This window comes from Siphonobacter sp. BAB-5385 (assembly GCF_002261125.1).
GTDB lineage: Bacteria > Bacteroidota > Bacteroidia > Cytophagales > Spirosomataceae > Siphonobacter.
Window position 1 is genome coordinate 1 of sequence record NZ_NMPS01000234.1, and the last position, 26,753, is coordinate 26,753.

The 26,753-nt window shown below is 46.9% G+C and carries 19 protein-coding genes; 15 read left to right on the forward strand and 4 right to left on the reverse strand.

What is annotated here, in order from left to right:
- Nucleotides 1-538: 538 nt before the first annotated feature.
- A complete protein-coding gene (locus BWI93_RS25045) occupies nt 539-2,050 on the reverse strand; it encodes a tetratricopeptide repeat-containing sensor histidine kinase (RefSeq protein ID WP_141217594.1) in 1,512 nt (503 codons plus the stop codon).
- Nucleotides 1,993-2,490 (reverse strand): hypothetical protein, encoded by a 498-nt coding sequence (locus BWI93_RS27990; protein WP_176454331.1) that lies wholly within the window; start codon nt 2,488-2,490, stop codon nt 1,993-1,995. The genes BWI93_RS25045 and BWI93_RS27990 overlap by 58 nt, the downstream gene beginning before the upstream one ends.
- A 728-nt stretch (nt 2,491-3,218) precedes the next feature.
- Here BWI93_RS27990 and BWI93_RS25055 point away from each other — a divergent pair.
- The 10 genes from BWI93_RS25055 (at nt 3,219) to BWI93_RS25100 (ending at nt 14,658) form a co-directional block, all read left to right on the forward strand.
- Complete coding sequence (locus tag BWI93_RS25055) at nt 3,219-3,950, forward strand: SDR family oxidoreductase (protein ID WP_094816524.1); 732 nt, start codon at nt 3,219-3,221, stop codon at nt 3,948-3,950.
- Between the two features lie 556 nt (nt 3,951-4,506).
- The gene (locus tag BWI93_RS25060) at nt 4,507-6,771 is read left to right on the forward strand and encodes an ATP-binding protein (protein WP_176454332.1); all 2,265 of its coding nucleotides are present in this window, start codon (nt 4,507-4,509) and stop codon (nt 6,769-6,771) included.
- 150 nt (nt 6,772-6,921) lie between these two features.
- The gene (locus BWI93_RS25065; protein ID WP_094816528.1) at nt 6,922-7,368 is read left to right on the forward strand and encodes a response regulator; all 447 of its coding nucleotides are present in this window, start codon (nt 6,922-6,924) and stop codon (nt 7,366-7,368) included.
- Nucleotides 7,369-7,940: 572 nt separating this feature from the next.
- Nucleotides 7,941-9,071, forward strand: coding sequence for a histidine kinase (locus BWI93_RS25070; protein WP_094816530.1), 1,131 nt, complete (start codon nt 7,941-7,943; stop codon nt 9,069-9,071).
- Between the two features lie 2 nt (nt 9,072-9,073).
- The gene (locus BWI93_RS25075; protein ID WP_141217595.1) at nt 9,074-9,745 is read left to right on the forward strand and encodes a hypothetical protein; all 672 of its coding nucleotides are present in this window, start codon (nt 9,074-9,076) and stop codon (nt 9,743-9,745) included.
- A gap of 29 nt (nt 9,746-9,774) precedes the next feature.
- Entirely contained in the window at nt 9,775-10,449 is a 675-nt protein-coding gene (locus BWI93_RS25080) for a LytTR family DNA-binding domain-containing protein (RefSeq protein WP_094816534.1), read from the forward strand.
- Between the two features lie 684 nt (nt 10,450-11,133).
- Nucleotides 11,134-11,907 carry a GLPGLI family protein gene (locus BWI93_RS25085; RefSeq protein WP_094816536.1) on the forward strand — a complete coding sequence of 258 codons (774 nt, stop codon included), beginning with the start codon at nt 11,134-11,136 and terminating at the stop codon, nt 11,905-11,907.
- A 38-nt stretch (nt 11,908-11,945) separates the two neighbouring features.
- Nucleotides 11,946-12,356 carry a carboxypeptidase-like regulatory domain-containing protein gene (locus BWI93_RS25090; RefSeq protein WP_141217596.1) on the forward strand — a complete coding sequence of 137 codons (411 nt, stop codon included), beginning with the start codon at nt 11,946-11,948 and terminating at the stop codon, nt 12,354-12,356.
- Nucleotides 12,357-12,395: 39 nt separating this feature from the next.
- Nucleotides 12,396-14,132: a hypothetical protein gene (locus BWI93_RS25095; RefSeq protein WP_141217597.1), complete on the forward strand. Its 1,737-nt coding sequence runs from the start codon at nt 12,396-12,398 to the stop codon at nt 14,130-14,132.
- A 22-nt stretch (nt 14,133-14,154) separates the two neighbouring features.
- Nucleotides 14,155-14,658 carry a TonB-dependent receptor gene (locus tag BWI93_RS25100; RefSeq protein WP_094816542.1) on the forward strand — a complete coding sequence of 168 codons (504 nt, stop codon included), beginning with the start codon at nt 14,155-14,157 and terminating at the stop codon, nt 14,656-14,658.
- A 165-nt stretch (nt 14,659-14,823) separates the two neighbouring features.
- Here BWI93_RS25100 and BWI93_RS25105 read toward each other — a convergent pair whose 3' ends face one another.
- Entirely contained in the window at nt 14,824-18,831 is a 4,008-nt protein-coding gene (locus tag BWI93_RS25105; RefSeq protein WP_094816544.1) for a two-component regulator propeller domain-containing protein, read from the reverse strand.
- 1,304 nt (nt 18,832-20,135) lie between these two features.
- On the opposite strand from BWI93_RS25105, the gene BWI93_RS25110 reads away from it, so the two are divergent.
- The 4 genes from BWI93_RS25110 (at nt 20,136) to BWI93_RS25125 (ending at nt 23,989) form a co-directional block, all read left to right on the forward strand.
- Nucleotides 20,136-20,975, forward strand: a complete 840-nt coding sequence (locus BWI93_RS25110; protein ID WP_094816546.1) for an SDR family NAD(P)-dependent oxidoreductase — start codon at nt 20,136-20,138, stop codon at nt 20,973-20,975.
- A gap of 141 nt (nt 20,976-21,116) precedes the next feature.
- Entirely contained in the window at nt 21,117-22,079 is a 963-nt protein-coding gene (locus tag BWI93_RS25115; RefSeq protein WP_094816548.1) for an AraC family transcriptional regulator, read from the forward strand.
- Nucleotides 22,080-22,226: 147 nt separating this feature from the next.
- Nucleotides 22,227-23,018 carry an SDR family NAD(P)-dependent oxidoreductase gene (locus BWI93_RS25120; RefSeq protein WP_094816550.1) on the forward strand — a complete coding sequence of 264 codons (792 nt, stop codon included), beginning with the start codon at nt 22,227-22,229 and terminating at the stop codon, nt 23,016-23,018.
- 251 nt (nt 23,019-23,269) lie between these two features.
- A complete protein-coding gene (locus BWI93_RS25125) occupies nt 23,270-23,989 on the forward strand; it encodes a helix-turn-helix domain-containing protein (RefSeq protein ID WP_369679220.1) in 720 nt (239 codons plus the stop codon).
- Between the two features lie 31 nt (nt 23,990-24,020).
- Here the strand turns inward: BWI93_RS25125 and BWI93_RS25130 are convergent, their stop codons facing one another.
- Nucleotides 24,021-24,737 carry a winged helix-turn-helix domain-containing protein gene (locus BWI93_RS25130; RefSeq protein WP_094816552.1) on the reverse strand — a complete coding sequence of 239 codons (717 nt, stop codon included), beginning with the start codon at nt 24,735-24,737 and terminating at the stop codon, nt 24,021-24,023.
- A gap of 159 nt (nt 24,738-24,896) precedes the next feature.
- Here BWI93_RS25130 and BWI93_RS25135 point away from each other — a divergent pair, with 159 nt between their 5' ends.
- Nucleotides 24,897-26,240, forward strand: coding sequence for a S41 family peptidase (locus BWI93_RS25135; RefSeq protein ID WP_094816554.1), 1,344 nt, complete (start codon nt 24,897-24,899; stop codon nt 26,238-26,240).
- Nucleotides 26,241-26,753: the final 513 nt, after the last annotated feature.

Consider the following 26,753-nt stretch of genomic DNA (forward strand, 5'->3'; position numbering starts at 1 on the left):
TATATTATCTATTAAAGGCATGTTCGGTTAACATGACTCATGCTTTCTTTTCCTGTTGCATAACCAGTTTTATGTTGAATTGATTCAAACCTAAGTTAGTTATTGCAATTAAACGATCGTTTTCTGTATTCTGCCAAACATTCCATTTTTATCGATACCCGATGGGTGAAATCATTACAAATTGGCTTTTACGAAATCAAATTACAATTAACCAAACTTGAGCTGATTTTTCTGTAAAGCTGAAAGGTTTTATCTCCAGTTGATAGGCGTTAAGTAAGACCCTTAATAATTTATTGACATTAGATTGTTTAGTTTGTATTTTATAACTACAACAAAATGTGCGTTGTGAAAGATTATAAACCGGGGTAACGTATCTTTTTCTTCATACTATTGATTCAACGGCCTTTAGTCTCGTATGAAAAAAGTAAGTAAGCTCGTATGAAGATAATCTCAAACTGGAAAGCACCATGGCATTGTAGTTTTCCTGTAAAAGGTAATGACAGAGAGAAACCAGGAACTAACCTCAATAATCGATAAACTATAAGAAGGGAAGTTCTACATAAAACGTACTGCCCACTCCCGGACTGCTCTCTGCCCAGATTTTACCACCGTGTGCCTCTACAATCTGTTTGCAAATTGATAAACCGAGGCCAAAAGTCTGTTCTCCCGCAGTACCCACTCGCTTGGCGGTTGTGAAATCATTGAAAATAGTCGTTCGTATATCTGCTGGAATTCCTATGCCCTGGTCCATGATGGATAAAACCGTACTATATTTTTTATGCTGGATGTTGATACGAATAGATTGGTTAGTGTACGAAAATTTTATAGCATTGGTTACTAAATTACTGACTACCCGCCAAATTTTTTCGCGATCTAATGAGATTAAAACAGGTTCGAAAGTAAATGCAATGGTTTGACTCTTTTCTGCTGCTTTATGGCTCAACATATCCACGCAGGACTGAACGACTTCTTCAAATGAAACAGATTCTTTTTTAAGGGATATACCTCCGGAATTGTTATATAAAATTTCAGAAATCAAGGAAAGTGCTTTGCTAGATGATTCCTGAATAATGGTCAGAATTTGCTTTTGATGATCAGAAGGTTGTTGTTCTACAAATAATAATTGAGAAGCTGAACTCATCGCTCCGATGGGATTCCTTAGATCGTGGGCAATTAATTTTAGAAATTTTTGATTTTGGTCCTGAGCTCCTTCCAAAGCCTGTACGGTATCTTCTAAAACAATATTTTTTTGTGCAATTACCTGATTGAAGGAAATCAATGTTGCGATATTTTTACGGGTATTACGTGCGTTTTTCCAAACCAGGAGCGTGATAATGGCTAAGGATAAAGCTACTAAAATGGTTAAGCCCAGAATTACATTTTGTTGCTTTTGTTTTTCTTCGGATAAACGTATCTGGTGCTGCTGCTCTATTTGGGCTAATATTTGACCAACGTCGGTTTTGTTTTCCGCTCTGGCTGCTAAGGTATGTTTGTATTGCATTTCTGCATATTCCAGAAGTTGTTCACTGGCTTCCCTGTAACGTTGCTTTCCAGATAAAACTCTACTGTAAAAGCGTTGCCAATAACTGAAAATTTCCGGATTAGGCTTGTGTTTCAGACCTTTTTTAATAATAGCCAATTCATGCGAAGCTTTATCGTATTGCTTTGTGTTTATGTATAATTTACTTAGGGCAATTCGTGTAGCTTGAGAATTATCAAAAGCATATGCCGTTTTGTCGCCCTCGGTTAGGCATTGTTTAAAAATAAGCTCAGCCTTTGCCGAATTATTGGCTAAAGCGTACGCTTCCGCCTGATTACTCATCACTACAATGCGGGAATAATCTATAAAATCTTTGTGTTCAGGAAAATACTTCTGACTGGAGTTGATAAAATCTAACGCTTTCTGATAGTAAAATTGGGCACTGTCTAACTTATTGAGATACATATAACTTACACCAATGTTATCTAAGCAACCTTGCTTTTCGATAAACATTAATTCAAAATCAGCAGAGTCCTGACAGTAGGAAAGTTCTTCATACTCTTTTTCCAAAAATCAATGGCCTGATAATAATTGCCTTCCTTGTAAGATACATTCGCAATACGACTGGAATAACGACTGTATTCACAAACTTCATTCAACTCGGTTAGGACAAGTTTTCCATCGTAGTAACTTCGGTAGGCATTCGAGTAATCTCGCTTGGCTAGTAAATCATCTCCTTTCAAAAGTAAAGCCTTCGCATATTCTTTCGGATACTTTTTTTGTAAAGTAGTAGGAGAAAGTAAGTGGATAATACTATCCGTATAAAAACTCGAAATAGTTGCGTGTACAGAATCTCGTTGACTCAACGAACGCATGTGCGAATAGTAGGTGGTTTGATCAATAGTACTTACAAAAGGAAGGGTATGGAAAAGAGAATCATATGTATGTACAGCCTTATTAAAACCTATGGTATTGAACTGATGATCAATCGAGTAATACCATGTATGCATTTGTTTGGAATGATCTCCTTCGTTAGAAAAAGTACAGCTACAGGTAATGAAAGTCAAAAAGAAGAACGCAGGGGTAAAATTAGTTAACAGTTTACGTAGTATATGCAAAATAATATAAGGAATCATGCTATAAATAACAAATAATATTGGATAGTTTTTACAAAGTAATCAAATTACCTTATAGCTGACTCATGTTTGATTAATAATATTGAATCATAGGTATTTATGCTTATTTTAATATTAGTATTTGTGCTTAATTTTCGATACTTGCTTTAATTTAGAAGGTTTTAGAGTAGCATCGATGAATTCAATACTCAAAAAATGTAAAAATAACTATGGCACGTTTATTACCTTACAAGCTATTTTATATAAATGTCTTTACTTTAACTATTTACTGAAATAGAATCCTATAAATAGTTAACTTATTAAATCACTAATAAGCTATAAATCCAATAAAAGAATACAGGTTTTAAAAACAGTGTATCGAGGACTTATTCCTGATAGTATTTGCAAATAAAATGGGAAGTATAGAATAAGAAAGGCCATATCCAAGTCAATACCTAGTGAAGCTTAGGTAAACAAAAGTGAGACTGATCGTTTGGATCCGTTGACCAGAATTGTTGTCAGAATAACTTTTTTAGGCAAATAGGACTTATATAGTCAAACAGTCTTGTACTCAAAAATCCCTGTATTCTCAAACACCGGGTTATTGGATTATTTAGTTAACGATGAATCTTACTCAGCAAACCATTCTCATTACCGGAGCTACCTCTGGCATCGGCCTACACCTGGCTGGCAGACTCCACCAAATGGGCAACCAGGTGATTGCCTGCGGCCGTAACCAGCAACAACTTGATCAGTTAGCGGCTGAACACGCGGGAATAAGTACCTACTTAGGCGATATCACCGACGAACAGCAGCGTCAGGAGCTGGCGGATTGGGCAACGACTCATTATCCAACGCTGAATATCGTGATCAATAATGCGGGGATCATGCAGCAAGTGGATCTTACGCAGCCGATCGATCCAGCGAAAGTCATGACCGAGCTGGTAACCAATCTTTTAGCTCCCATTCACCTGGGTGGGCTGTTCGTTAAGCACCTCCAGGAGCAGTCAGTAGCTGCTCTGGTCAACGTAAGCTCTGGGTTGGCGTTTACGCCTCTGGCAAGCGTGCCGGTGTACTGTGCCACGAAAGCTGCGATGCATTCATTTAGTGTTTCGCAGCGTCACCAGCTACGGGATACATCCGTACGGGTATTCGAAATCATTCCCCCAGCCGTAGGTACTAATCTGGGGCACCAGGACAATTATGACAACAGCAAGGACCAGTTGATGCCCATGGACGACTTCATTAACGCTGTAATAGATGCCCTACAGACGGATACCTACGAAGCCGCCATTGGTGCAGCGGAGTACCTGCGTCAGCAACGGGACGCTGTATTCAGCCAGATCAATCCGTAGGTAATCAGGGGACAAGGATTGTAAAGAGACCGTATTCAGAAGAGGTTGTAACAGATCTGTGTCACCATAGAGCCTGTTCTATGGGGACATAATTTCCTGATATTTAGAATACTCGATGACTTTGTTAGTGGGGCAGTAGTTTGATGCGGTAAGGTTCTACCCGACTCTACGATCAGATCACACGAATCCTGGTTAATAACGTCTACTCTGGCCTGTACTCGAAATTTCCCGGTAGAAACGAGTCGGGTAGTGGCAGCGATTATACTTTGTACACAAAAAGGTCTTAAAGGTATGGCTCTGTAAAATCGTTAGATTTTCCAGCTCAACATTCTGGTTTCAAGAAGATAAAGCACGGTATAAATAGAACATTTCCGCTGAGCCGATTATTCTTTTCTAATGGAAAATCGATAACTTTTTCATTCCAAACGGGTTATCCGATTAACGCCTAAGTATTCTTGCTCTGTTGATGTTATCTGCTAATATCCCCCCCTCCATCCTTTTAGCTTTGAACGCTGCCAAACTAGGAACATGGCATTGGGATTCGAGTACTAAAATCTTGCATGCTGATGCGTATGCTCAGCAATTATTAGGTATTGCAGCCCAAGCCGATGGTCAGATGTTCCTTAAATGCTTCCAGCTCAGTTCTCAGAATCAGGTGTATTCGCTTTTCGAGCAGGCTTCACGGGAGGCATTGGAAGTTGATTTTACTGTTCAAAGGAGTGGGGAGGCCGGTCAGTGGGTTCGTTTGTGGGGAAGCTCCGGGCGGGAGGACGAAAGCGTAGTACTTCGGGGCGTCGTTCAGGCCGTTGCTCCACCGGCTGATCTGACTCGTCTGGATCCGTTACAGTCATTCTTTGAACTATTGGATGATTCTTTGGTGGGCCTGGCTTTGCTCGATGGAAAAGAGCTTACGTACCTTCGGGTCAATGCCTGCTATGCGGCATTGAAAGGAAAGACGGCGGAAGAACTTCTGGGGAAGTCATTCCCGAGAACCCTGCCCCAGGGGGAAGTCCTTGAGAAAAGCTTACGGCAGGGCCTTTCTTCCGGGGTGGCTCTGCGGGTCAAGGAAGTAGAGGTGCCGTTGCCCCCCACCGAAAACCGTCCGATCCATTACATAGACCTTACCTTTCAGCCTCAATGGGATGAGGCCAGGCAGGGATACACACAGATTCTGGTTATCGCTACGGATGTGACCGGGCAGGTACACCTGCGAAAGGAACTGGAGGCTCAAAAGGCTCAGCTTGAACAGGTCATTCAATCGGCTCCCGTATCCATTGCCCGCCTGATTGGGCCAGACTTCCGACTCTCTACCGTCAATCGGGCTTTCATCGAAATTGCTGGTAAGGGTCCTGTTTCATTAAATACACCCCTCGTCGAAGTAATGCCAGAAATTGAAGGGCAGCCTTTTCTGACGCTACTTGAAGAAGTATATACAAAACGGGAGGTTTTTGAGCAAAAAGCACTGCCGGCCTGGATCTTGGAAAAAGGTGAGGTCCGCCACAAGTTTTTTAATGTGTGCTATGCTCCTTTACTACAGGAAGATGGACAAAGTTACGGAGTCCTTTGCTTTTCCATTGATGTAACGGATCAGGTAAAGCTGCAGAAGCGAATCGAGCAATCGAGTCAATCCCTCCAGAATGCCGTGGATCTGGCCGAGCTCGGTACCTGGAACATTCACGTGGAAGAAAAAATCCTTTCTTTTTCCCGCAGTGTTACCCGCTGGATTGGCTTTACATCTGCCTTGACGTTCGAGCAAATTGATTCCATGGCTTTGAACGCGAAGATGTTGGAAGAAGCCTATCGGCAAGCGTTGTCGCTGCAGGGCGAGCGACGGCTGGAAGTGGAATTTGAAATAGTCAACCCCCGAACCCAGCAAACCTATACGCTCTATGCCCTGGGAAACACGCATTTTAACGATCAGGGCCGGGCTACGCATATCCGTGGTTTTGTGCGGGATGTAACCCCTGAGCGAAAGATGCAGCAAGTGCTGGAAAGCAAGGTTGAAGACCGTACGCGGGAGCTGGCCACTTCCAACGAAAACCTGCAGGCCAGCAACGAAGAACTGGTACTAACCAACGAGTACCTGAGCCGCTCGAACGAGAGTTTGGAGCAATTCGCCTTCGTTGCCAGTCACGATTTGCAGGAACCGCTGCGAAAGATTCGTCAGTTTTGTGACTTACTCGTCAAACAGTACGATCGGGATCGGGTCCTGAACGAAACCTACCTGGATCGGATCCGCTATTCCGCCGCCCGCATGAGTGAGCTGGTGAGTGATTTGCTGGCTTTTTCACAAATTTCCAATGCTACGCCCGAGCTAAAGCTGGTAGACCTGAACAAAATCCTGGACCGGGTTCAGGAAAACTTATCCGTTTCGCTGGAGGAAACGCAGGCTCAATTGCAGATTGCTCCGTTACCAAACGTGATGGGCGATACCCTGCAACTCGAGCAACTCTGGCAAAATCTGGTATCCAATGCTCTGAAGTTCAGTAGTAAAGACCAAAGTGGGCATAAGCAAATTCCCCAGATTGTCATCAATGCCCAGGTTGTACCGCTTACCCAGTTACCAGGTCAGTTACAGTTAAAAGCCAGGATGTACCACCAGCTCAGCATTCAGGATAACGGCGTAGGCTTCGACGAAAAATATGCCGAACGTATTTTTGGGGTATTTCAACGGCTGCATGGTAAATCCGAATTCAAGGGTTCGGGCATTGGACTATCCATTTGTCAAAAAGTAGCCCATAATCACGGCGGCCTGATCACCGCAGAGAGTCAGCTGGGGAAAGGTGCTTTATTCCATGTGTACCTGCCCCTGCATCCGTAGAAAACTGAGCGAATTCTTCGCATCGTCCTGCCAGTGGTGTTCCCTTGCACTTTTATCCAAACCCGGGTAATTATACTACTCTAAGGAAATAAGACACCTTTCGCATGATTTTTTAGAAATACTATTTTTTGTCAATCACCCTATCAGACTATGACTCCTTCTTTTTCCTATGATACGCATCCCTTAGTCATTTTAGAAGATGATGAAGATGATCAGCACGTTTATGAAACGATCATTCATGATATAGCTCCTTCCCTTCCGCTTCGGTTCTTCAATAAAGGAGAGGATTTGTTGACAGCTCTGCAAAGTAAAAGTCTGCAACCTTTTCTAATTATCTCAGAAGTGCATCTGGGCGGTATGAGCGGCATGGAGCTTCGAAAGAAACTGGATGAGGATGAGGAAATCAGGACCAAAGCTATTCCGTTTGTTTTCTTTTCTCACCCCATTTATAAAAGAGAACTCGAAGAAGCCTATCATCTAACCATTCAGGGGTTTTTTGAAAAAAGTCCGGATTTGAAAGCTTTTCAAAAGCAGCTCGATTCCGTGATTCGCTACTGGTCGGATTGCAAGCATCCTAATCGCCCTGATGTAAATTAATAATCTGATGAATAGGGCGTTAACCTGAGTTTTTTGAGATCCTGGTAACTCCTTCCGTTTGTAGGTTTGATCAAAAATGGTTTCGTCAGCCTTTGGGCTAACGATTCTGTCCTTCTTTTTGGTTGCTATGATCCTGGCCAGAATCATAGGCAAAGGGGTGTAATCAATGAGCTTGAGCAGGTGCCCATCAAAACCGGCCGCTTACCGGCTTCCTGTCCAAAACCCGTTAGAGCAAGGATGGGTAGCCTTTGGCCCCGGGGGTGTCGGCGAATGTGCTCACAAACCGCAGGGCTTCTTCGGTCCTGGTCCATATCTCAGCCGAACAGGTGCGTTCGGAAGTCGCTTCCAGCGACGCTACTTCTTCTGAGGCCCTACTTTTAGCTAGTTATAGTCCTGTTAGTTCAGCTCCTGCCTTCTGAAGGCCTAATTGACATAAGTACCCAACACGCCCTTACCCACCCGCTATCGGCCTAAGCAAACCTGTTCACCCCAGCTGACTGGCGATTCATCCCTTTTATTTGTTTGCCCGTCTCAGCGGTATTTGCTTTGTTTTGATCAATGAAACAAAGGATATGCTTCGCCTGGCTCGTCACCGAATCGTTTTTAGTACGCAATTCGTCTGTCTATTCTTATTCTGGTATCTGGTTAAATACTATCTGTCGAAGGATACCCTGTACCTGCAGGCGAGCACCTTTCTAGTCGCCCTTGCATTCGCTTTGATGGGCTTGGTTAGTTATCAGCTTGTCATCAAACCCCTTTTTTCTTCCCAACCCGAAAGAAATTTTCCCGGGCGTATCCTTGGCTTCGGAGTCAGTGTTCTTTTTAGTCAGGTTTTCATCGACGTTGTTAGTCCATCGAATTCGATCACCTTTTCCGCTTACGTTGACCGCCTCATTCATCCAGGAAAAGCGATCAAAGCCTTCATCGAATCCCTCAACGGGTGGCTCCGGGGAGCAGAGTTTCTCTCCAGTCTGCTGGGCTTTGTGATTCTATATAGCTTGCTAGGATTCTGTTACCTGGCCGTGGATGCCTTTTATCGACGCAGGCAACTCGCACGAGCCGCCCGGGAGTCTGAACTGGGGTTACTGAAAGCCCAGATCAATCCTCATTTTCTATATAATGCCCTAAATACGATTTATGGTCAATCCCTGCGGGAAAAACAGGTTTCCATCATCGAATCCATTCAACAGATCGCTACGCAGGCCCGGGAAACCCTACCTGTTGAAAGGGACTCGGAACTTCCCGTCTGGTCCGACCGGAAGGTGCTGATCAGGGTAGCCCTTGTGCTGGGGCTGGTGAGCTTTGTTTACTACGCCTATCTTTATTACCTGACCCATGCACCTCTGAAGGAGTTCTCTATGGCGACAGTATGGTACAAAATCATCGCAGGCGTTGAAGGGGCTTTGGTCCAGAGTTTAATCTGGTCGATCTTTACCTATGTCCATTTTAGGTTTTTATTTCAGCCGTTATGGGTCAGAAAGGGCGGAGTTACGGCTGTGCTAAGGAAAGGGCTAACGTACCTGGCAGGCCTCTGGGGCCTGGCGGTTGCGTACTGGATCATCATAAATAGTCAGTTTACCATTAACCAGTGGCTGGTAAGGATGGATTCAGCCTATCAGGCTCTACGCACGGCTTTGGCACGCAGTATTTCTGGGAAGTCACGCATACGTTTCAGGATTACCTGCGGATGCTCAGAAGTGTAATCGTGATTTGGGTCTCTAGCATTATACCCTACGTAAGTACTGCGGTCGTTTATCAGGCTATTCTCTGGTACCACCAGTCCAGGCATCTCGAAAAGCAACTACAGAAGCAAAAGAAACAACAAAGTAATCCCTATGTACTCAGCCAGCTTCAACAATTGCTTAGTACCCAGCCTTCCCTAGCCGGTACGGCTACCGGGCAAAGTCTTCGCGAGTTAATCGCTCTCATGGCCTACGTACAGGGTACAGATGCCGAGAAGCAGGTACGCTTATCCCGGGAACTTGCCTTCATTCAGGCGTATCTTGACTTCCAGCGAAAACGAATTCCTACCGATGCTTCCATCGTCATTCAGACGGAACTTCCCACGCAGATCCCTGAACTTTTGATCGCTCCACTTTTGCTGATTCCATTCATTGAAAACGCCTTTCAGTACGGTATCCGCACGGATGCTCCCTGCTGGATTCGATTGAAGATTAGTTGTAACGATTCGCGACTGGAAATGAAACTGGCTAATTCCGTGGTTCCTAAAACTAGTGTACTGGGCAGCTCCGGCATTGGTCTTAAAAACGTAGAAAAACGGTTGCACTTGCTCTACGCCCATCAGCACACCTTACGGGTAGAATCGGATGAACAGACCTATCAGGTGCAACTTTGTATGAATCTCGACACGATCTAGCTACCTTGCTACGTTACTAAAACCTTGCTATGCTTACCTGCCTGGCCGTTGATGATGAGCCCATTGCTTTGGAAATCATTCAGACTTTTGCCGAATGTATTCCTTTTCTGGAACTGAAAGGCACGTTTACCAATCCCCGTAAAGCACTGGATTTTTTACGCTCGCAAGCGGTGGATTTGATTTTTCTTGATGTCAATATGCCCGTACTGAGTGGACTGGAAATGGCCGAAATCCTTCGCAGGCAAACGGCGGTGATCTTCACGACCGCTTACCCCGAGCATGCCCTGAAAGGCTATGAGCTGGAGGTGACGGATTATCTGCTCAAACCCATTGCCTTTGACCGTTTTTTGCAGGCAACGCAGAAGGTCCGGGATCGCCACCGCTCATCCGGAGCAGTGGCTTCGACACCCCTTTTTGTCAAGGATGGCTACGAATGGGTCAGTATCCAGCCCCATCTGATTGAGTATCTGGAGTCAGCCGACAATTACGTCAAGGTCTGTCAGGCTCAGCAAACCATCTTCGTGAGAAGCAGTCTGCCCGAATTGCTGGAATTGCTTCCTGCGGGTGATTTCGTTCGCGTGCACCGCTCCTTTGTGGTCAATATCCGGTACATCCAACGAATGGGTCGTTCTGAGATTCAAATGGCTTCACGGCAAATTCCTGTAGGAGCGTCCTACCGGGCCCAGCTGGAAAGCCTGCTATAAGCCTAAACGTCTAGTGCTGGAGCAAATTCTAGCTTATCTGATCAAAAGGTGGTACGTGATCTCAGACTGGGGATTGGTTTAATCCTGAGCCTAAATGAGCCTTTCCCTATAAGCTTTAGTAAGAAAATGCTCGTATACGGATGCCTGCTTATATCATCTAATAAAATTATATGATTAATTACACGATTACATATAAATAGCTTATAATATCTGTTTTTAGATTTGATAAATAACCTTCTCAAGGAATTAGTAAAAGTGTAGTTCAGCAAAGTTTTTTGGGTTTACAAATAGTACTAGGTATATCCTTGCTAACCTTTACTAATGCAATAATATTAGACGTAACATAGAGCTATGTTTGGATATTCATTACGAATAGGTCTGGGGCTAATTAGTAAGAGTTAGATTCTTCTGAATTAGATAGAATTAAAAAATTTATCATTAGTAAGTTGTAATGTATACTACGGGTATAGCATTGCAAAGGGAACAGAAGTTCAGCTAGTGGATAGGTTAAAAATCTTATAATGACCCGGAACAAACTTGTAGTACAGGCCATACTGTTTTCCAGAGTACTGCTTTAATCGTGATAGTTCGTTCGGAATAACTTGCTATACTAAGTAGATAATTTACCAGAAATATTTTTATTTTAACTACATTTAGTTGTCCTTAACCTAAGCATTAAAACCAATGCGATTATTCGTTCTCTTTCTCACTGTATTCGTTCGAGAGGCTGTCGCTCAATCTTTTTCAGGCGTAGCAGTTTATCGCGTTGAAACGCGTTTAAAACCCGATACAACCCAGTCCATAGTAAAGACGTGTGAGCTAAGATTCCACGCACAGCAATCGGAATTTCGAACGGTGGATGCCAAACTCGGTGTCCATACCCAAAATACACAGCTATTAAACACATCAGGTACGCAAGGCATCTACAAAGATTTTGCCCAAAACCGAATGCTTGCTCCTGAAAGCTCCAGAACCAGAAAATATTGTGTAGAGGATAGTCTAAAACCCATTCCCTGGGAAATTTCCAGCCAGCGGCGTAACATTGGCGAGTGGCAGTGCCAGTCGGCCCGGGCTGAGGTACGTGGCCGCGAGTACGAAGTATGGTTTGCTCCGGACATACCCCTTCAGGATGGCCCCTGGAAACTATATGGTCTTCCGGGGCTGATTGTGGAAGCCCGTTCCACGGATCGCCGGGTAGTAATGGTGTTGGAAAAATACGCCCTGATGGATCATTCGCTTACGCTTCGTCCGGCTTGTCCTTTCGGTAGCCCCAGGAACGTAAATTCTCCGGAATTTGCCCGGTTACTGGAAGAAGACCTTCGCAATTACGATAAGATGATGAATGCCCGGCCCCTTCCCAAACCAGACGATCAGGGGAATAGCATTACTAGTTTAACCTACCGTTCGAAGGTATACTCCATAGATGTATACCCATTTCAGCTGGAAACAGCGAAATAAGGCTTTCGATTACAGGTATTAAACGTATATACTAAATCGTGATCATTTTTTGGATGAACTATGCGTTTTACTCTATTCTCTTTTTACTGGTGGCGGCAGGATCTACGCTGGCCCAAACGGGTAAAGTACAGGATGAGCAGGGTCAGGGTATTCCGTCGGCTGTCATCTCCGTTCATGCGTTTCAGGGGATGGATACAACCTATCTGACCTACACCAAAAGTAATGCTCAGGGACAATTTACGATCGTATTACCAGCAGGTTCCCTGAAAAACGTGCTGATTCGCGTGCATGCGATGAGCTACGCTCCGACCCAGCTGCCTGCCGGACAATGGGTGGCTCCGCATACGATTACTCTGAAATCCCGTCCGGTTCAGCTCGGCGAAGTAGTGATTACCCGGCCCCGTCCTCCCGTACAGATTAGGGGCGACACGCTGGAATTTAACGTTTAGTCGTTTGCCAATGGTACTGAACGCTCGGTAGAGGATCTGTTGAAACGATTGCCCGGCCTGGAAGTTCGTTCGGATGGGCGTCTGTACTATAACAATCGCCTCATTCGTAAACTTTACCTGGATGGCCAGGAGCTTTTTAGTCAGAACTATACGCTGCTGACCAAAAATCTTGCGGCCAACCTCATTGACAAGGTACAGGCCATTGAGCACCATACGGAAAATCCGCTCCTTCGTGGCATTGAACGATCGGACGAAACAGTACTTAACCTGCAGGTCAAAGCCGAACGGAAAACCCGGCTGATGGGGAATGTGGCGGTTGAATCCGGCACCTTAAAACGGGGCAGCCTGAACGGTAGTTTATTCTCGCTGAAGGGCCGGACCAAGGTCGGCATCATCGGCAGTGCCAATACGATTGGGCAGGAAGTAGCAAGTCCTTTTCCTAACGCCCTCACGGGGGATGCCGCGTTTATGAGTCTGGCTCCTGTCGTGAAAAGTCAGCGGCTTGCCAATGTCGGCCTGGGTATCATAACGCCCAACGAAGTGGAGCGTCGCCGCTTTCTCTTCAACCAGGCCGCCCTGCTGGGTACGGATGTCAATGTACAGCTTTTCAGGAATCTTAAGCTCAAAGTAGAAGGCAATGGCTGGCGAGACCGGCAGCAGGCGGAGGCTATTACCACAACTGAACTTACCTTACCCGAGCGTAAAATCCGACTTCAGGACTCCATCCGGCAAACGGAAAAACCCCGACAGTGGAATGGCCGTCTGCGACTGGATTATACCCCGGGAACCCGCCAGTCGTTTCGCTGGATTGCTGAGATGAACAGTCAGGAACAGACGCAGCGAAATCAGCTTTATACTGCCAACCTGGCCCTTACCGAGCGAGTCAGGCTGGGCAGTACGCTTCGCTCGCAGTCCCAGCACCATGAGCTGGAATGGGTACACAAACTTCGCTCGCAGGATGCCTTCGTCGTAACAACGAATCTGACATCAGTAACCCAACCCCTGACCGCCGACTTTACCAGCCAGCGATACGCCCTTTTTTATGGGTTAAACCCTGCGGACTATCCAGGCTTACACTACGACATTCACCAGCGACGGAACCAATGGCAAGCGAGTATGTTCTGGAAAGCGTCCCGGAGTAAGGATAGTACTTCCCAATCGAAAACGTATTGGAAAGTGGGCATTGAATCGCACTGGCAATCCGACGGGTTTCGTTCGGGTTATTCAGGGCCGGAGCTTCCCGACTCCTCCTGGGCCATTGCAGGGGCGTATCGCCAATGGGTAGTGGTGCCCCTGGCCGAGGTCAAGCAACAAAATCGCCGCTGGGGCTATACTTTTCAGGTGACACTCCCCTGGTATCAACTGGAACATACGGAGGCGGTCCGACGGGCGAATCTCCGATCCACGCGTATGCAGCCGAATGGCATGCTGGGCCTTTCCTACCAGACGCCTTCCCTGCGACAGCTCTTTAGTCTGAATCTCACGCATCGCGTACAGGTACCCGGAGTAGAGAGTATCTGGGATAGCTTCCAACCCAGTTCATACCGTTCCTTTTACAGAGGGCTGGCGGCGTTTCGTCCTGTGAAAACCACTAGCGGACTACTCCTGTTTCGGCATAATCAACTCGCTTCCTACCAGACTTTGATGGGAAATATCAGTTATCAGCTTCGTTCCAAAGGAGTGATTCCCCGGTATACGGTTACGGATTTGTTTTCCTTCAGTTCGCTGGTGCCTTTTGAGGGGAGTATTCAGGACTGGCATATAGGGGGTTCTTGACAAATACTTCCCCCCGATAGCGATGAAATTGCGTTTCGAAAGCACGCTACATCGAGGCCAGCAACCGACGCTGATTAATAGCAGTCAGCGGGTGCAAATCCTGCCTTTTCAATCGATGAGCTATAAGGTTTACCTGCTCAGCACGTTTGATGGGGCCGTAAATGCTGAACTTTCCTTCATGTACCGACAGCTTACGAGCAGAACGGTCATGGAGGTACGACAAAAAACAACCACGTTACAACCCCGCTTATTGCTTACCGGCAAGCTGCACAGGGAATGGAGCGTACAGCTCTGGAATGAAGGTCTGTTCTGGCGAAGCCGGTATTCGCAGACCAATTTTTATCTGGTAGATGCCAGCGTTCGCTATCGGCCTGTGGAAAAGCCCTGGGAAGTCGAATTAGTGGGTCAAAATCTTTTGAATACGCGATACTATTTCACTACGTCTCTCAACGCTGTATACCTGGATGAATCGAGTTACCGCCTTCAGCCACGGTATGTAGCCCTACGGATGAATTGGCGGTTTTAATCAGTACCTAAGAACGACGCTGGTTTAGATTGGATAGGAAACAGCACTTGTCTATTCAGTCAGGTAAACTGGCGGCAAGGCGTAATCACCGATTAGTAGTGCCAATGGTATCAGAAAATCGCTCACACGTTTTTCACTACGGTTAAAGACCCTGTTTAGCAACCGTTACGACGCGTGTACCTTCTTTACATACTCCAGAGGGGTCATTTGATACAGATCCCGGAAACACTTGATGAAGTAAGAGGGGTTTTCAAAACCCACCTGATAGGCCGTTTGAGAGGTGTTGAGCCCCTGTTCCAGAAAAGCCGTCGCACGCTTCAGGCGGTAGTTACGGATGACCTCGCTGACGGAAAGACCCGTTAACGCCTTGATTTTCCGGTGCAGGTTCACCCGGCTCATGTTGACCAGACTGGCGAAGGTTTCCACGCTCAGCGAGGAGTCGTCGAGTCGTTCTTCCAGGAGGCTATAACAGCGGGTTAAAAAGGGATCCTCTGCGGGCTTCTGACTAGGACTTGCCTGAATTAAGCCCTGGCGAGCGTACTGCTGACTAAGCTTTTGCTGCTCAAGCAGATTTCGAATCTTCAGGGTCAGCTCTTCAACGTGGAAAGGTTTCGTCAAATAGCCATTTGCTTTATGCGAAAGCCCTTCAATGCGGCTTTCGTAAGCCGATTTCGCCGTAAGCAGGATGATGGGAATGTGGCTCACCTGCTCATCCTTTCGAATAGCCTGGCACATGGCTAACCCATCCATGACGGGCATCATGATATCACTAATGATCAGATCCGGTACCAGCGAAACCGCCTGCTCATAGCCCTGGCGGCCATTCGTAGCCAGGCTGATGCGGTAATAGGGGGGCAGACTATCCATGATGAACTCCGCCAGTTCGGCATTGTCTTCCACCAGTAACAAGTGAGCCTGAACCTCCTCGGACGTTTCCAGGTCGGATGTTCCTAAGTCAATCGGTTCCGGGGCTGGCGTTTCAGCAAGGGGTTGGTCGGCCGCCGCATACGGCAGAAAGACGACAAAAGTGGTGCCCCGGTTTTGTTCACTGGCTACCTCGATGAAGCCCAGTTGAAGTTCCACCAGTTCTTTTACTAGCGAAAGTCCAATGCCGGTGCCCTGTTTAAAATGGCTCTCATCCACCTGATAGAAACGGTCAAAAATGTGAGGCAAAACCTCGGGAGCAATGCCCATAGCCGTATCAGCCACCGTCAGATAAATACCGGGATCGGTTTCATGCCGGGTATAATGGGCCGGGGGCTGACTGCTCAGACTCACCTGAACCTGATCCCCGCTATGGGAAAACTTAATAGCGTTCGAAAGGAGATTATAGGCAATGCGTTCAAACTTGTCCACGTCAAACCAATAAGTACTGGACAGGCTGTGGCAGCTCAGCGAAAGCTGAATGCCTTTTTGTTCGGCCTCGATCTGAAACGAGTGTACAAGCCGCGTAAAAATTTCTTCCACATTTCCCCGAACCAGCGAAAGTTTCATCATCCCCGACTCAATCTTGGAAAGATCCATGAGCTGGTTGATGAGCCGGAGTAGCTGGTTGGCATTTCGTTCAATGGCCGCCAGCCAGCGTTGCTGGTGGGGCAGTTCGATTTCCTGTTTGAGTCGCTCGGCAGGCGTGAGAATCAACGTGAGAGGGGTACGGAACTCATGCGTGATGTTAGAGAAAAACTTGGTTTTCATCTCATCCACCCACCGAAGTTGCTGAGCCTCTTTTTCCTTGAGCACCATGGCCTGGGTTAATCGATCCTGACGGATTCGGTATTTCACGTAGAGCCCTACTACAGTTCCCGCCAGCAACAGATAGAAGGCATACGCCCACCAGGTGAGATAGAAAGGGGGTCGGATGTGGAGCGAAAGCGTGTACACGTGGGGACTCCACACGCCGCTGGTGTTCGTAACATTTACCTGGAGGGTATACCAGCCCGGGGGCAACTTGGTATAGTGAGCTGCGGAGGCATGACCGATGTAATTCCAGGTGTCATCATAGCCCTGAAGCTGATAACGGTAAGTGAGCTTATGGGGCTGATCGTACTGCAAACCAGCAAAATCGAAAACAATGGAGTTGTGATCGTAGGGCAGATCCAGGGTTTGCAGAGCCGTCAGGGGTTGCCGGAACGGTGTCTGATCAATGGGTGTATTATTGATCAGAACCTGAGTCAGACCCACGGTAGGCTGATAGGAATCCAGAAAGGAGCCCGTGGGTTTAAACAGGGTCCAGCCTTCGATACCCCCAAAGGCCAGTTTCTCAGTAGGCAGGCGAAGGTAATGAAAGCGGTTAAATTCTTCCCCCGGAAGACCATCCGATGCCTGAAACAGGCGAATCTGGTGCGTAACCGGATGAAACTGGCAGAGCCCCTTGTTGGTAGCCAACCAAAAACTGCCCTGTGCATCGGGTAGTATGGAGTAAATGGAATTATCGGGTAGCCCCTGATCCAGGGAAAAGATTTCGCTCGTTCGGGTCGATTTATGAAAACAGATCAGACCGTCGTAGCTTCCAATCCAGAGAAGGTCTTTTCGGACCGGGTCCGGTACCAGCCCAATCAGCTGACTGGTGGGAAGTACCTTCGATGCGTTTTCGTGGGTAAGCTGCTGGATTTGATGCGTGGCACGGTCAATGAGCACCAGACCATCAAATTCAGTGGTTAAATAAATGGTCTTCTCGTCGACGGCAAGATCAACGGGAATAATCGGACGAGCATTTTTCTTTTGTATAGCCCGGGCAAAAACCGAGGCCGGACTCTGGGTTTTCCATTGCCGGGTACCTTCATCAAAGCTAGCCACGTAGCCATCCTGACCAGAAATCCATACTTGGCCCTGAGCATCGAAAGTAAGTCCCCGGATGCCCTGGTACAGGTAATTCTGCGAAAGCAGTTCTGGGGGTAAAGGCAGTAGCACAAAGTGCCGGGCAGCAGCATCCCAGTACCCCAGGTTTTTCCAAAGGCCTACCCAGAGCCGATGCTTTGTATCGTAAGCGGATCGGACGTTGTAACTGGATAACTGGTATTCGGGGTGCTGGGGCGACCAGCCAAAGGTCTGGCCCAGCGAAACGCCAAATTCTTTCTGAAACAAGTCTTCGTGAAACGAATGATGGGTTTCAGAGGTCTGAAAGTAAGGAGCATTTAAATCGATCTGGTGAAGACCCGCCGCATTCGTACCCAGCCAAATCAGTCCCGAGCGATCTACCAGAAAGCTACAGGCTTCTTTCATCGTCTTCAACTGGGTTTCGGCTACCTGACGGATGCCCTGCTGATCATCGTACTGATAGACTTTCCCGTTTAATTCCCAGTACTCCTTTTGATCAGGCCCCCGGCGAATCCAGCGAATCGATAGGTTTTCATCGTGTAAAAACGGAACTGATCGGAAGCTGCGACGTTGCGGATGATAGAAAATAAGCTTTTTGGCATCGCTAAAGATCAACTCTCCATTGGGCCGTTCGATCATGGAAATGATGTCGGTAGACAGGGAGCGGCTACTGCCAAACTCCAGCGGAAAAGGCGTAGACAGGTGCTGAAAACGCCCGGACTCCAAACGGGCCAGGCCGCCCATAGTAATCACCCAGAGGCGGTGCTGGCGATCTTCCAGGATACCCCGTACGGTATTCGAGGGTAAGCCATGCGTTTGCTGAGTAAAATGCGTAAGCTTTTGATGCTTCAGGTCGTAGCAGTACAGACCATTCTCACGCTCAATGCCCCAAATGTTACCTGCGTGGTCGAGCAGCAAACCCTGACTGACAAAGTACTTGGGGTTCTTTCGAAAAAGCGGATCGTTTGCAATGTGCGTAATTTGCTCGGTAACCGGATCAAATACATCCAGAGCGGTACTTTCATACTGAATCCAGATGCGATTCTGGGCGTCGGGAGTCAAGTAAGCAATTACATTAGAGCTAAGGGTAGTACTATCACGCTTGCTATGCTGAAAAACCTTGAAATGCTTCCCGTCAAAGCGGGCCAGACCATTGCGTGTACTGACCCAGATGAAACCCTGCTGATCCTGTACAAGACCAGAGATAAAAGACTGAGGCAGACCATTTCGGGGGGTAAGGGTGCGTTTAGGGTACGTGAGATTACCTGTTGCAGTAGGTTGACCGATACTGCTAAAAGAAAGTAGACAAAAAATCAGGTACCAAAACCAGTAATAGCTTTGGAGTAATCGTTTCATATTTTGGCGGTAAAGCAACGAATGGGGACTGATAGCTGCTTTGTAATGACAATAATAAGGGCATTCTATAAGCTTATAAAAAAAATGAAGGTGGAATTTAAAAAGAGACTCTATTAATTAACAAATGTTATTATGTATCAGGGGATTGTTCAGTTATTACTAAATTTCTGTCCCAGCTTTGGTTGAGTTGAAGGATCGTCAACCGGGCAGAGGCAGTAGCAGGGAATGAGCAGAAATCCAACAAAATACCTTCTCCCAAGCAGCAATGGCGTTGCAAACGAATGCAAAGAGATAGGGGTGCTCATTCAGAAATCGGAAGCAAAAGCCAGTAGAGGTACTATAACGCTTTGGTCTAAACGTTATAGTATACCTATACTAATAATCGCCTTATGTTTTCGAACGAACAGAATGTCTGGCGTTTATCTAATCAGGTAATAAGCGATCGTTCCCGCCTGCGGGGTTAGTTCTTCAACGCAGCAACGCTTGGGTATGGGTCAGGTAACGTAATACCGCATGAACCGTTTTCACTCATAAACGATCTTAAGAAGGCAAGTTTTACTTTTTAGTCCCTGGAACTGAGTATTCTGGATTCCAAACCTGGGGTAGATAAAAAAAACGGGACTTCTATCGTTAGACAGAAGCCCCAGGGTATCGATTAAGAATTCGGGGGGGTTAAAACTAAGAATCCGGGGTTAAGGGCTTAAACTCGTATCTATACTTTCAGGAAAAAACGTCGGCAACGCATACACTGGTAGTAGCGGGTACTCAAAAAGAATAACGAGTATTTGACTACTAAAGGACGCCGGCGTCTTTCCGTATCATTACAACGGCAGTTAGGACAAGTGGAGGTAGTAGAAATAAAGGCCATAGCGGAGCGGGGGAAACCAGCCATGGAAAAATCCATGGGGGCAAATTGGTTAATGGATTATTGTTGACGGGGTAGCAGAGCATTACCTGGTACAAAGATCATTAGAGCTTTACGGGCAGGCTATCACTCATGTTTCAATTTATACTACCTGGGTAACATACACCTCCAAAAGCCGCGATTATCTTATTCGTCTATGAACTGTCTATATCGGTTGTATGGATGAAAAAGCGTAACACTGACGTTACAAATGATGCTGATGAGGTTACAGGACCGCTGATACAAAGCCGAAATCCGCGTTATGCACAGGTTTTTACTGGGTTTACTTGGATTATGGCATTTGAATGAATCTTTGAAACTAACAAATACTGCTTTCGTTTGAATAAACCCTAACGTACCAGACTATGCACCTTTGTATCAGACAAAAACAAAGAAAAGCATGGCAACAAAAAAAGTTTGGTTCGTTACGGGAGCTTCTAAAGGATTAGGCCTGGCACTGGTAAAACGCCTGTTAGCTGAAGGCTATAAAGTGGCAGCGACTTCACGCAATGTCCAGGCCCTGCAGGAAGAGGTAAATTACAGCGGCGATGCCTTTCTACCCCTGCAGGTAGATTTAAATGATACCCAGGCTATGGCGGATACGGTGCAGCAGATTGGAAGCCAATTTGACACCATCGATGTAGTCGTCAATAATGCCGGTTACGGTCAACTGGGTACGCTGGAAGAACTGAGTGCTGAAGAAGCCCGGGCGAACTTTGATGTAAACGTATTCGGAACCTTGAACGTAATTCGTCAGGTAATGCCGCTATTTCGCGAAAAGAAGGCAGGGGCGTTTTTCAACATCTCTTCCATCGCTGGCTTCCTAGGTACCTTTCCCGGCTGGGGCATTTATAACGCTACCAAGTTTGCGGTGGTCGGCTTAACCGAGGCGTTATCCGCCGAGACGAAGTCCATGGGGATCTCCGCAACGGTTGTATACCCTGGTTACTTCAAAACCAACTTTCTGTTGCAGGGCTCCCTGCGTACGGCGGCACATCCCATTGCCGACTACACAGAAGCACGCGAGCTGGAGACCGTGCATAACGAACACATCAGTGGTAACCAGCCGGGAGACCCCGAAAAGGCGGCAGCGGCCTTTATCCAGGTAGCCGAAATGGACACTAAGCCGCTGCATCTGTTTCTGGGCTCTGATTCCTTCGCCATGGCCAACCATAAAATCGAGATGCTGCAACAGGACCTGAACGCCTTTGAACGCGTAAGCAAATCTACCGATTATTGAGATCCGTCTCATTAGTAGAGTACATCCTACCAGCCACCAGATGGAGAAGTCTGCTGGCTGGTTTTTTCGCTATTCCCCTGCCAGGGAGGAACGGTAGGAAGCCAGCAGATTACGTATATTGTACATCATACAAGCAGGACTATGGAAACGATAGGTATACCGCGGGTCGAACTCGAAACATTCGCGGCAGAGGAGTACAAGATACCCTTGTGGCAGGTGGAGCATTATCCGGTTCATTCCAGCTATTTCATCGTTGAAAATCGTGACGAATATCCGGTCAAGGATTATATCTCCCCCCACCGCAGGAAATTTTACAAGATCTTCCACATGACCTCGGGCACCGGTACGCTTACCATTGGACTGCATCGCTATGCGATGGGACCGGATGAAATCGCTTTTGTTCATCCCGACGAGATTATGTCCTGGCAAACGACCTCCGAGGAAACGGGCGGGCATTTCTGTCTGATTCACCCGGATTATTTCGGCCACGACGCGGACCATGTTCTACAACTCCTGAGACAGTTTTCCTATTTCCAGGCCGACCAGGCCGTTGTCCAGTTGGAGGATCGTCAATCGTTGGTGATTGATAACTGCTTTGCGACCATGCTTACTGAAGATCGGGCCGATGCAGAGGATAAAAAACAGGCCATCCTGTTACAGTTACAACTCGTGTTACTGGAAAGTAAGCGGGCCGGAAAAAACAGGGCTCAAAGGCCCGTTTCAGACAGCTATGGCTACATTTACCGCTTTCTAGCTTTGCTGGAATCTTCCTTCCAGGTACAGAGCCCTGACGATTCGGTACAATTGAAAACCGCCGCCGAGTTCGCGGAGCAGTTGCACGTTCATCCCAATTATTTAAATGCCCTGATTAAAAACCATACGGGCAAAACGCTGCGGGAACATATCCAGGACCGTCTGCTGCACGAAGCAAAAGCCCTGCTGGTACAAACGGATTGGGATATCAACCAGATCAGCGACGGGCTCGGTTTTTCGGGGCAGGCGGCTTTTACTGCCTTTTTCCGTAAGAAGGTCAATGTTTCTCCATCACTGTTTCGCAAAAATAGTTTACGGGCCAATCAACCTCTACTGCAAATCATCCCCTAGTAAGGGATGATCCGTTTACTAGCGTACCCGGAAACGCTTGTAAGCCAGTGTACTATATCCTCGATTCGGCTACAAAGAGTCTGACTTTGGCTACAAAGCCCGTTCTGAGAAGGCTGAGCTTTGCTGCATCATTTCATTCTTTATCACATGCAGTCAAATCAATCAGCAATCGTACCGTCAGAGGTATCCGTTCAATCGAAAGTTGCACTCGTAACCGGTGCTAATCAGGGAGTGGGTTTTCAAATTGCCAAAGCATTAACCGCAAATGGCTACGTGGTTTATGTAGGTTCACGTAACCTGGAAAATGGACAGGCCGCAACAAAAGACATCGGCGGTCAGGCCCGGGCGATTCAGTTAGACGTTACCGTTCCGTCGTCCATTCAGGCCGCTGCGGAGCAGGTGCAAAAGGAGTCTGGCTATCTTGACCTTTTGGTCAATAACGCCGCGATCTCCCACGCCGGTAAGCCAGGCCGTCCCCTCGAAGAGGTTATGCAGGCGAACCGGGCCAGCGTGGCTTCGCTTGAGGAAATGCGTAGTGTCTGGGAAACCAATGTTTTCGGAGTCCTTGCGGTTACGCAGGCTTTTTTACCACTGCTCCGCCAGTCAAAGGCAGCACGTATTGTCAATGTTTCGAGTGCCCTGGGTTCGCTGACTCTGAATTCGGATCCTTCCTGGCCTTATTACGGATCATTCGAAGTGATATATGGAGCATCCAAAACGGCCCTTAATGCCATTACTTTATCGCTGGCCATCGAACTGAAAGAGGCTAAGATTAATGTTCGTGCGGTCAGTCCGGGTTTTACCGCTACGGCCCTCAATAACTTTCAGGGGACGGATACGGTGGAAGAAGGATCGCGTGAGCCCATCCGGGTTGTTCTGGATGAAGAGGGCCCCTCCGGCATATTTACTGGTCCCGGCGAAGCAATGGTACCCTGGTAAAATCTTATACTGCTTGTGGCCAACAATCGTTGGACACAAGCAGTAATCCTATCTATGAAAAACGACGAAAAACTCATTCGGATCAATTGCATATCACAGGTCCATCAGGTATTTGGTTTGCCCAAGCCGCAACATCCACTGATTAGCGTGATGAATTTTACGCTTGGCAATACTCCTGATCTCGCCAACTGCCGGCCTACGATGTGCTGGATTTTTATAAAGTAACTTTTATTACAAAACTAAGCGGTCGGTTGCGTTATGGTCAGGGCCATTACGATTACGACGAGGGCAGTATGTTGTTTGTGGCCCCTAACCAGCTCGTAGGTAGGGGCAATTACGCGGAAAATGCGGAGGGTTATATTTTGCTCATCCATCCCGATTTTTTCCTGGGTCATCCATTAGCCCATAAAATGAAGCAATACGGCTACTTCTCGTACACGGCCAATGAGGCCCTGCATCTGTCAGACAGCGAAAGAGAAGTGATTTTAGCTGTGTACCAAATCATAGAAAAAGAACTGAGTAGCCGCATGGATGAGTTCAGCCAGGATATTGTTATCGCCCAGATTGAACTAATGCTCAGCTACGCCAACCGCTTTTACCGGCGGCAGTTTATTACGCGTAAATCGGTAAACCATGACGTACTACAACGGGTAGAAGCGATTCTGGATGAATATTTCAAAACGGGCCTGTCCTTGCACCAGGGAGTGCCTACGGTACGGTTTCTTTCTGAACATCTGCACATTTCCCCGGGGTATCTGAGCGATCTGCTGCGTTCACTGATTGGCCAGAATACTCAGCAGTACATCCGCTATAAACTAATTGAAAAGGCCAAAGAAAAGCTTTCTACTACCAATTTGAACGTCAGTGAGATTGCTTACGAACTTGGCTTTGAGCACGCTCAATCTTTCAGTAAGTTGTTTAAAAACAAAACCAACCTTTCCCCACTGGAATTCAGGGTAAGTTTCAACTAACGCAGGTTGGGCATAACCTGAAAGTTGAACCTTAATTAGATTCGTCAGCCGACTCTTTTTGCCTCTGCTGTAACACTGCGGCCAGCTGCCAGATTAGGTTCAGGTGTGGCTCCATCTCATCCGGTGTTAAAAGTCGATCGTTGATGTAAAAGGCTGGTCTGCTGTCACCGTGTACGATCAATTTGTACCGCGTACGGTCGGGTGCTACGGTAGTAATGGTGTTCAAATTAGTTTCATCGACGGACTGGTTTACTTTCCAAAAAGGCACGGCGGTTGAGTGACTAACCAGCCGACGGTCCGTTGATCGATTGAAGAAAAACCAGCAGGCAACGCCACTGACCAGTGCAATTGTCAAGGTGTAAAGTAACCCGCTTTTGTTCAGCTGGTTGGCTCGTCTGGGTATCGGTAGCGAGCCTGAGGGGTTTGCAGGTGCCGCTACCGAGGCATGTAGTACGTAGCCTTTTTTAGGAATCGTTTCAATGATCGTTCTGCTGGTATCCTGTAACACTTTTCGAAGGTGGGACACGGATTGCGTTAACGCTTCATCGGCCCCGCCATAGTCATTCCAGATGGTTTTAACCAGCATCTCCCGCGTTACCAGCTGATCGGCATGTTCAGCCAATATGCACAACAGAGTCATCACCCGGGTTTCTAAGCGAACTTCTTCTTCCTGCGTTAAATCTTTAACGACATGCCTGGTTGGGTCAACCAGGTATTTTCCGTTTAGTATGAAGCGTTCAGTCGTCATGCAGAGCTATGTTGGGCACTGAAAGTACGAATAAAACCACCGGCTTTTTGAAGTCCAGGAAATCTAAGGCTTTTCCAAAGCTTTTCTATAGCCATTAACTGTGACAGCATCCTCAGCTTTGTTACCGGCTTGCACCACACAAAAGCCGCTGAACCGACGATGCGACACTTGAACAGAGTAATGGGGTTAGGTTTTTTCTTACTAAGCTTTACGACGGCTTTATACGCTCAGGATCAGCCGTCAGTGAAACTGGATAAGCCGCTAAAAAGCGTAGTGATTGATAGCGTAGTTCAGGCTTTATGCCGTTACTACGTTTATCCGGACCTGGCTGTAGCAATGGGAGCTCACCTAAAAAGTCAAATGAACCAGGGCGTTTACAACACGATCACTGATCCGCACCGCTTGGCCCAGTGGCTCAGCCAAGAGGTACTAAAGATCCACCCCGATAAGCATCTGTCCATCCGGTATGATCCGGCTCTTGAAAAACGAATCCACGCGTTTAATCAAGATCCACACGTAAACCGGAACGCGAATCCGGGGGAGCAACGGCGAAATTTCTTTTTCAAACAGGCGGCAATTCTGCCGGGCAACCTGGGGTATATAGATTTTACCAATTTTGCAGATACCAGCACACTGGCCAGAAATACCGTAAGAGCAGCCCTGCAGTTTGTTGCTTACACCGATGCATTAGTGATTGACCTGAGAAATAATGGCGGGGGAAATGCAGTGATGGCGAGTGAGATGATTCGTTACTTTTTTAATGCACCCACTTTGTTAGGACGGAGCTACAGTCGAATAACGAACACATGGACTGAATCCTGGGCAACCCCTGACGCCGCGGTTACGCATGGCCTGTATGTAGGCATGCCTCTATTTCTGTTAACCAGCAAACGTACCTTCTCGGCCGCGGAAGGACTGACCTACACCTTACAACAACTACGTAAAGCCACGGTGGTGGGCGATACAACCCAGGGCGGGGCTCATTTGACGCGAAGTTTTGCGTTGGGAAATGGCTTTGTGGGTTTTATTCCGTACAGTCGCGGGGAACATGTGTTGACGAAAACGGATTGGGAGCAGGTGGGTGTAGTGCCTGATGTAGTTACGGATGAAGAACAAGCACTTACCAAGGCCCAGCAACACTACTGGTTAAGCAGGCTACGGACTGCCGCCAGTGAAGAAGAACAAAGGAAAATCCGTTGGCAGTTAAACCGGTTGCGAGCAGAGCTTTTTCCTGTATCATTGCCTGTGCCTGTATTGAGTCGATACGTTGGGCAATTTGAGGAATTTGTCTTTACCATTCAAGAAGGACAGTTGATCTCAACCAACCGTAACAGGAAGGGTAAAAAGGACAAGCTCATCCCCCTATCTCCCACGCTCTTTCAGCTTGATACGGAGTCGCAGGTCGAATTTATCAAGGATACGCACGGGAAGTTTACCCGTATGAAATTACTTTTTGATGATGGCTGGGAAGGTATTCTTTCTAAAACGAGCTTGCCCAGATGACCGCTGGCATCATTACGTTCGAAGGATTGGGTCATCACTGCTGCCAGAAGGTCGTCAAATTCGTTTAATGGGCCTTTCGCTTGAAAATTCCTGTAAGAGTCTACCTACAGCGATGTACTCCATCGCCAGTCAGAATAGAGTCGCGGGAGCCAAAACGCGGAGAGAGAAAACCCACAGATTTAAACCTATGCTCGAATATACCTTTCCATTTCAAAAGAAATATAGGATTAAAAGCATACCGACTACGATAAAATATCAATGATTTTAAAACGTTATAAGAAACGTTTTAAAATCATAATACTTATATACATTCCTTTTATGTTTGTATATTCTACTTCTACGTTCATATGGAGTTATTCAATTTTCGTTAGGTAGATGGAACATACATCCTAAGTTTTTGAATGGCTATTTAGGGAAGACTATCTAGCATTCGTCGTTTAACTCAACTTATCCAATCCCAAACTCTTGGCCAGGTATTTCGTGCGATTCTTGGGGCCTTTCCCCTTGGCCGTT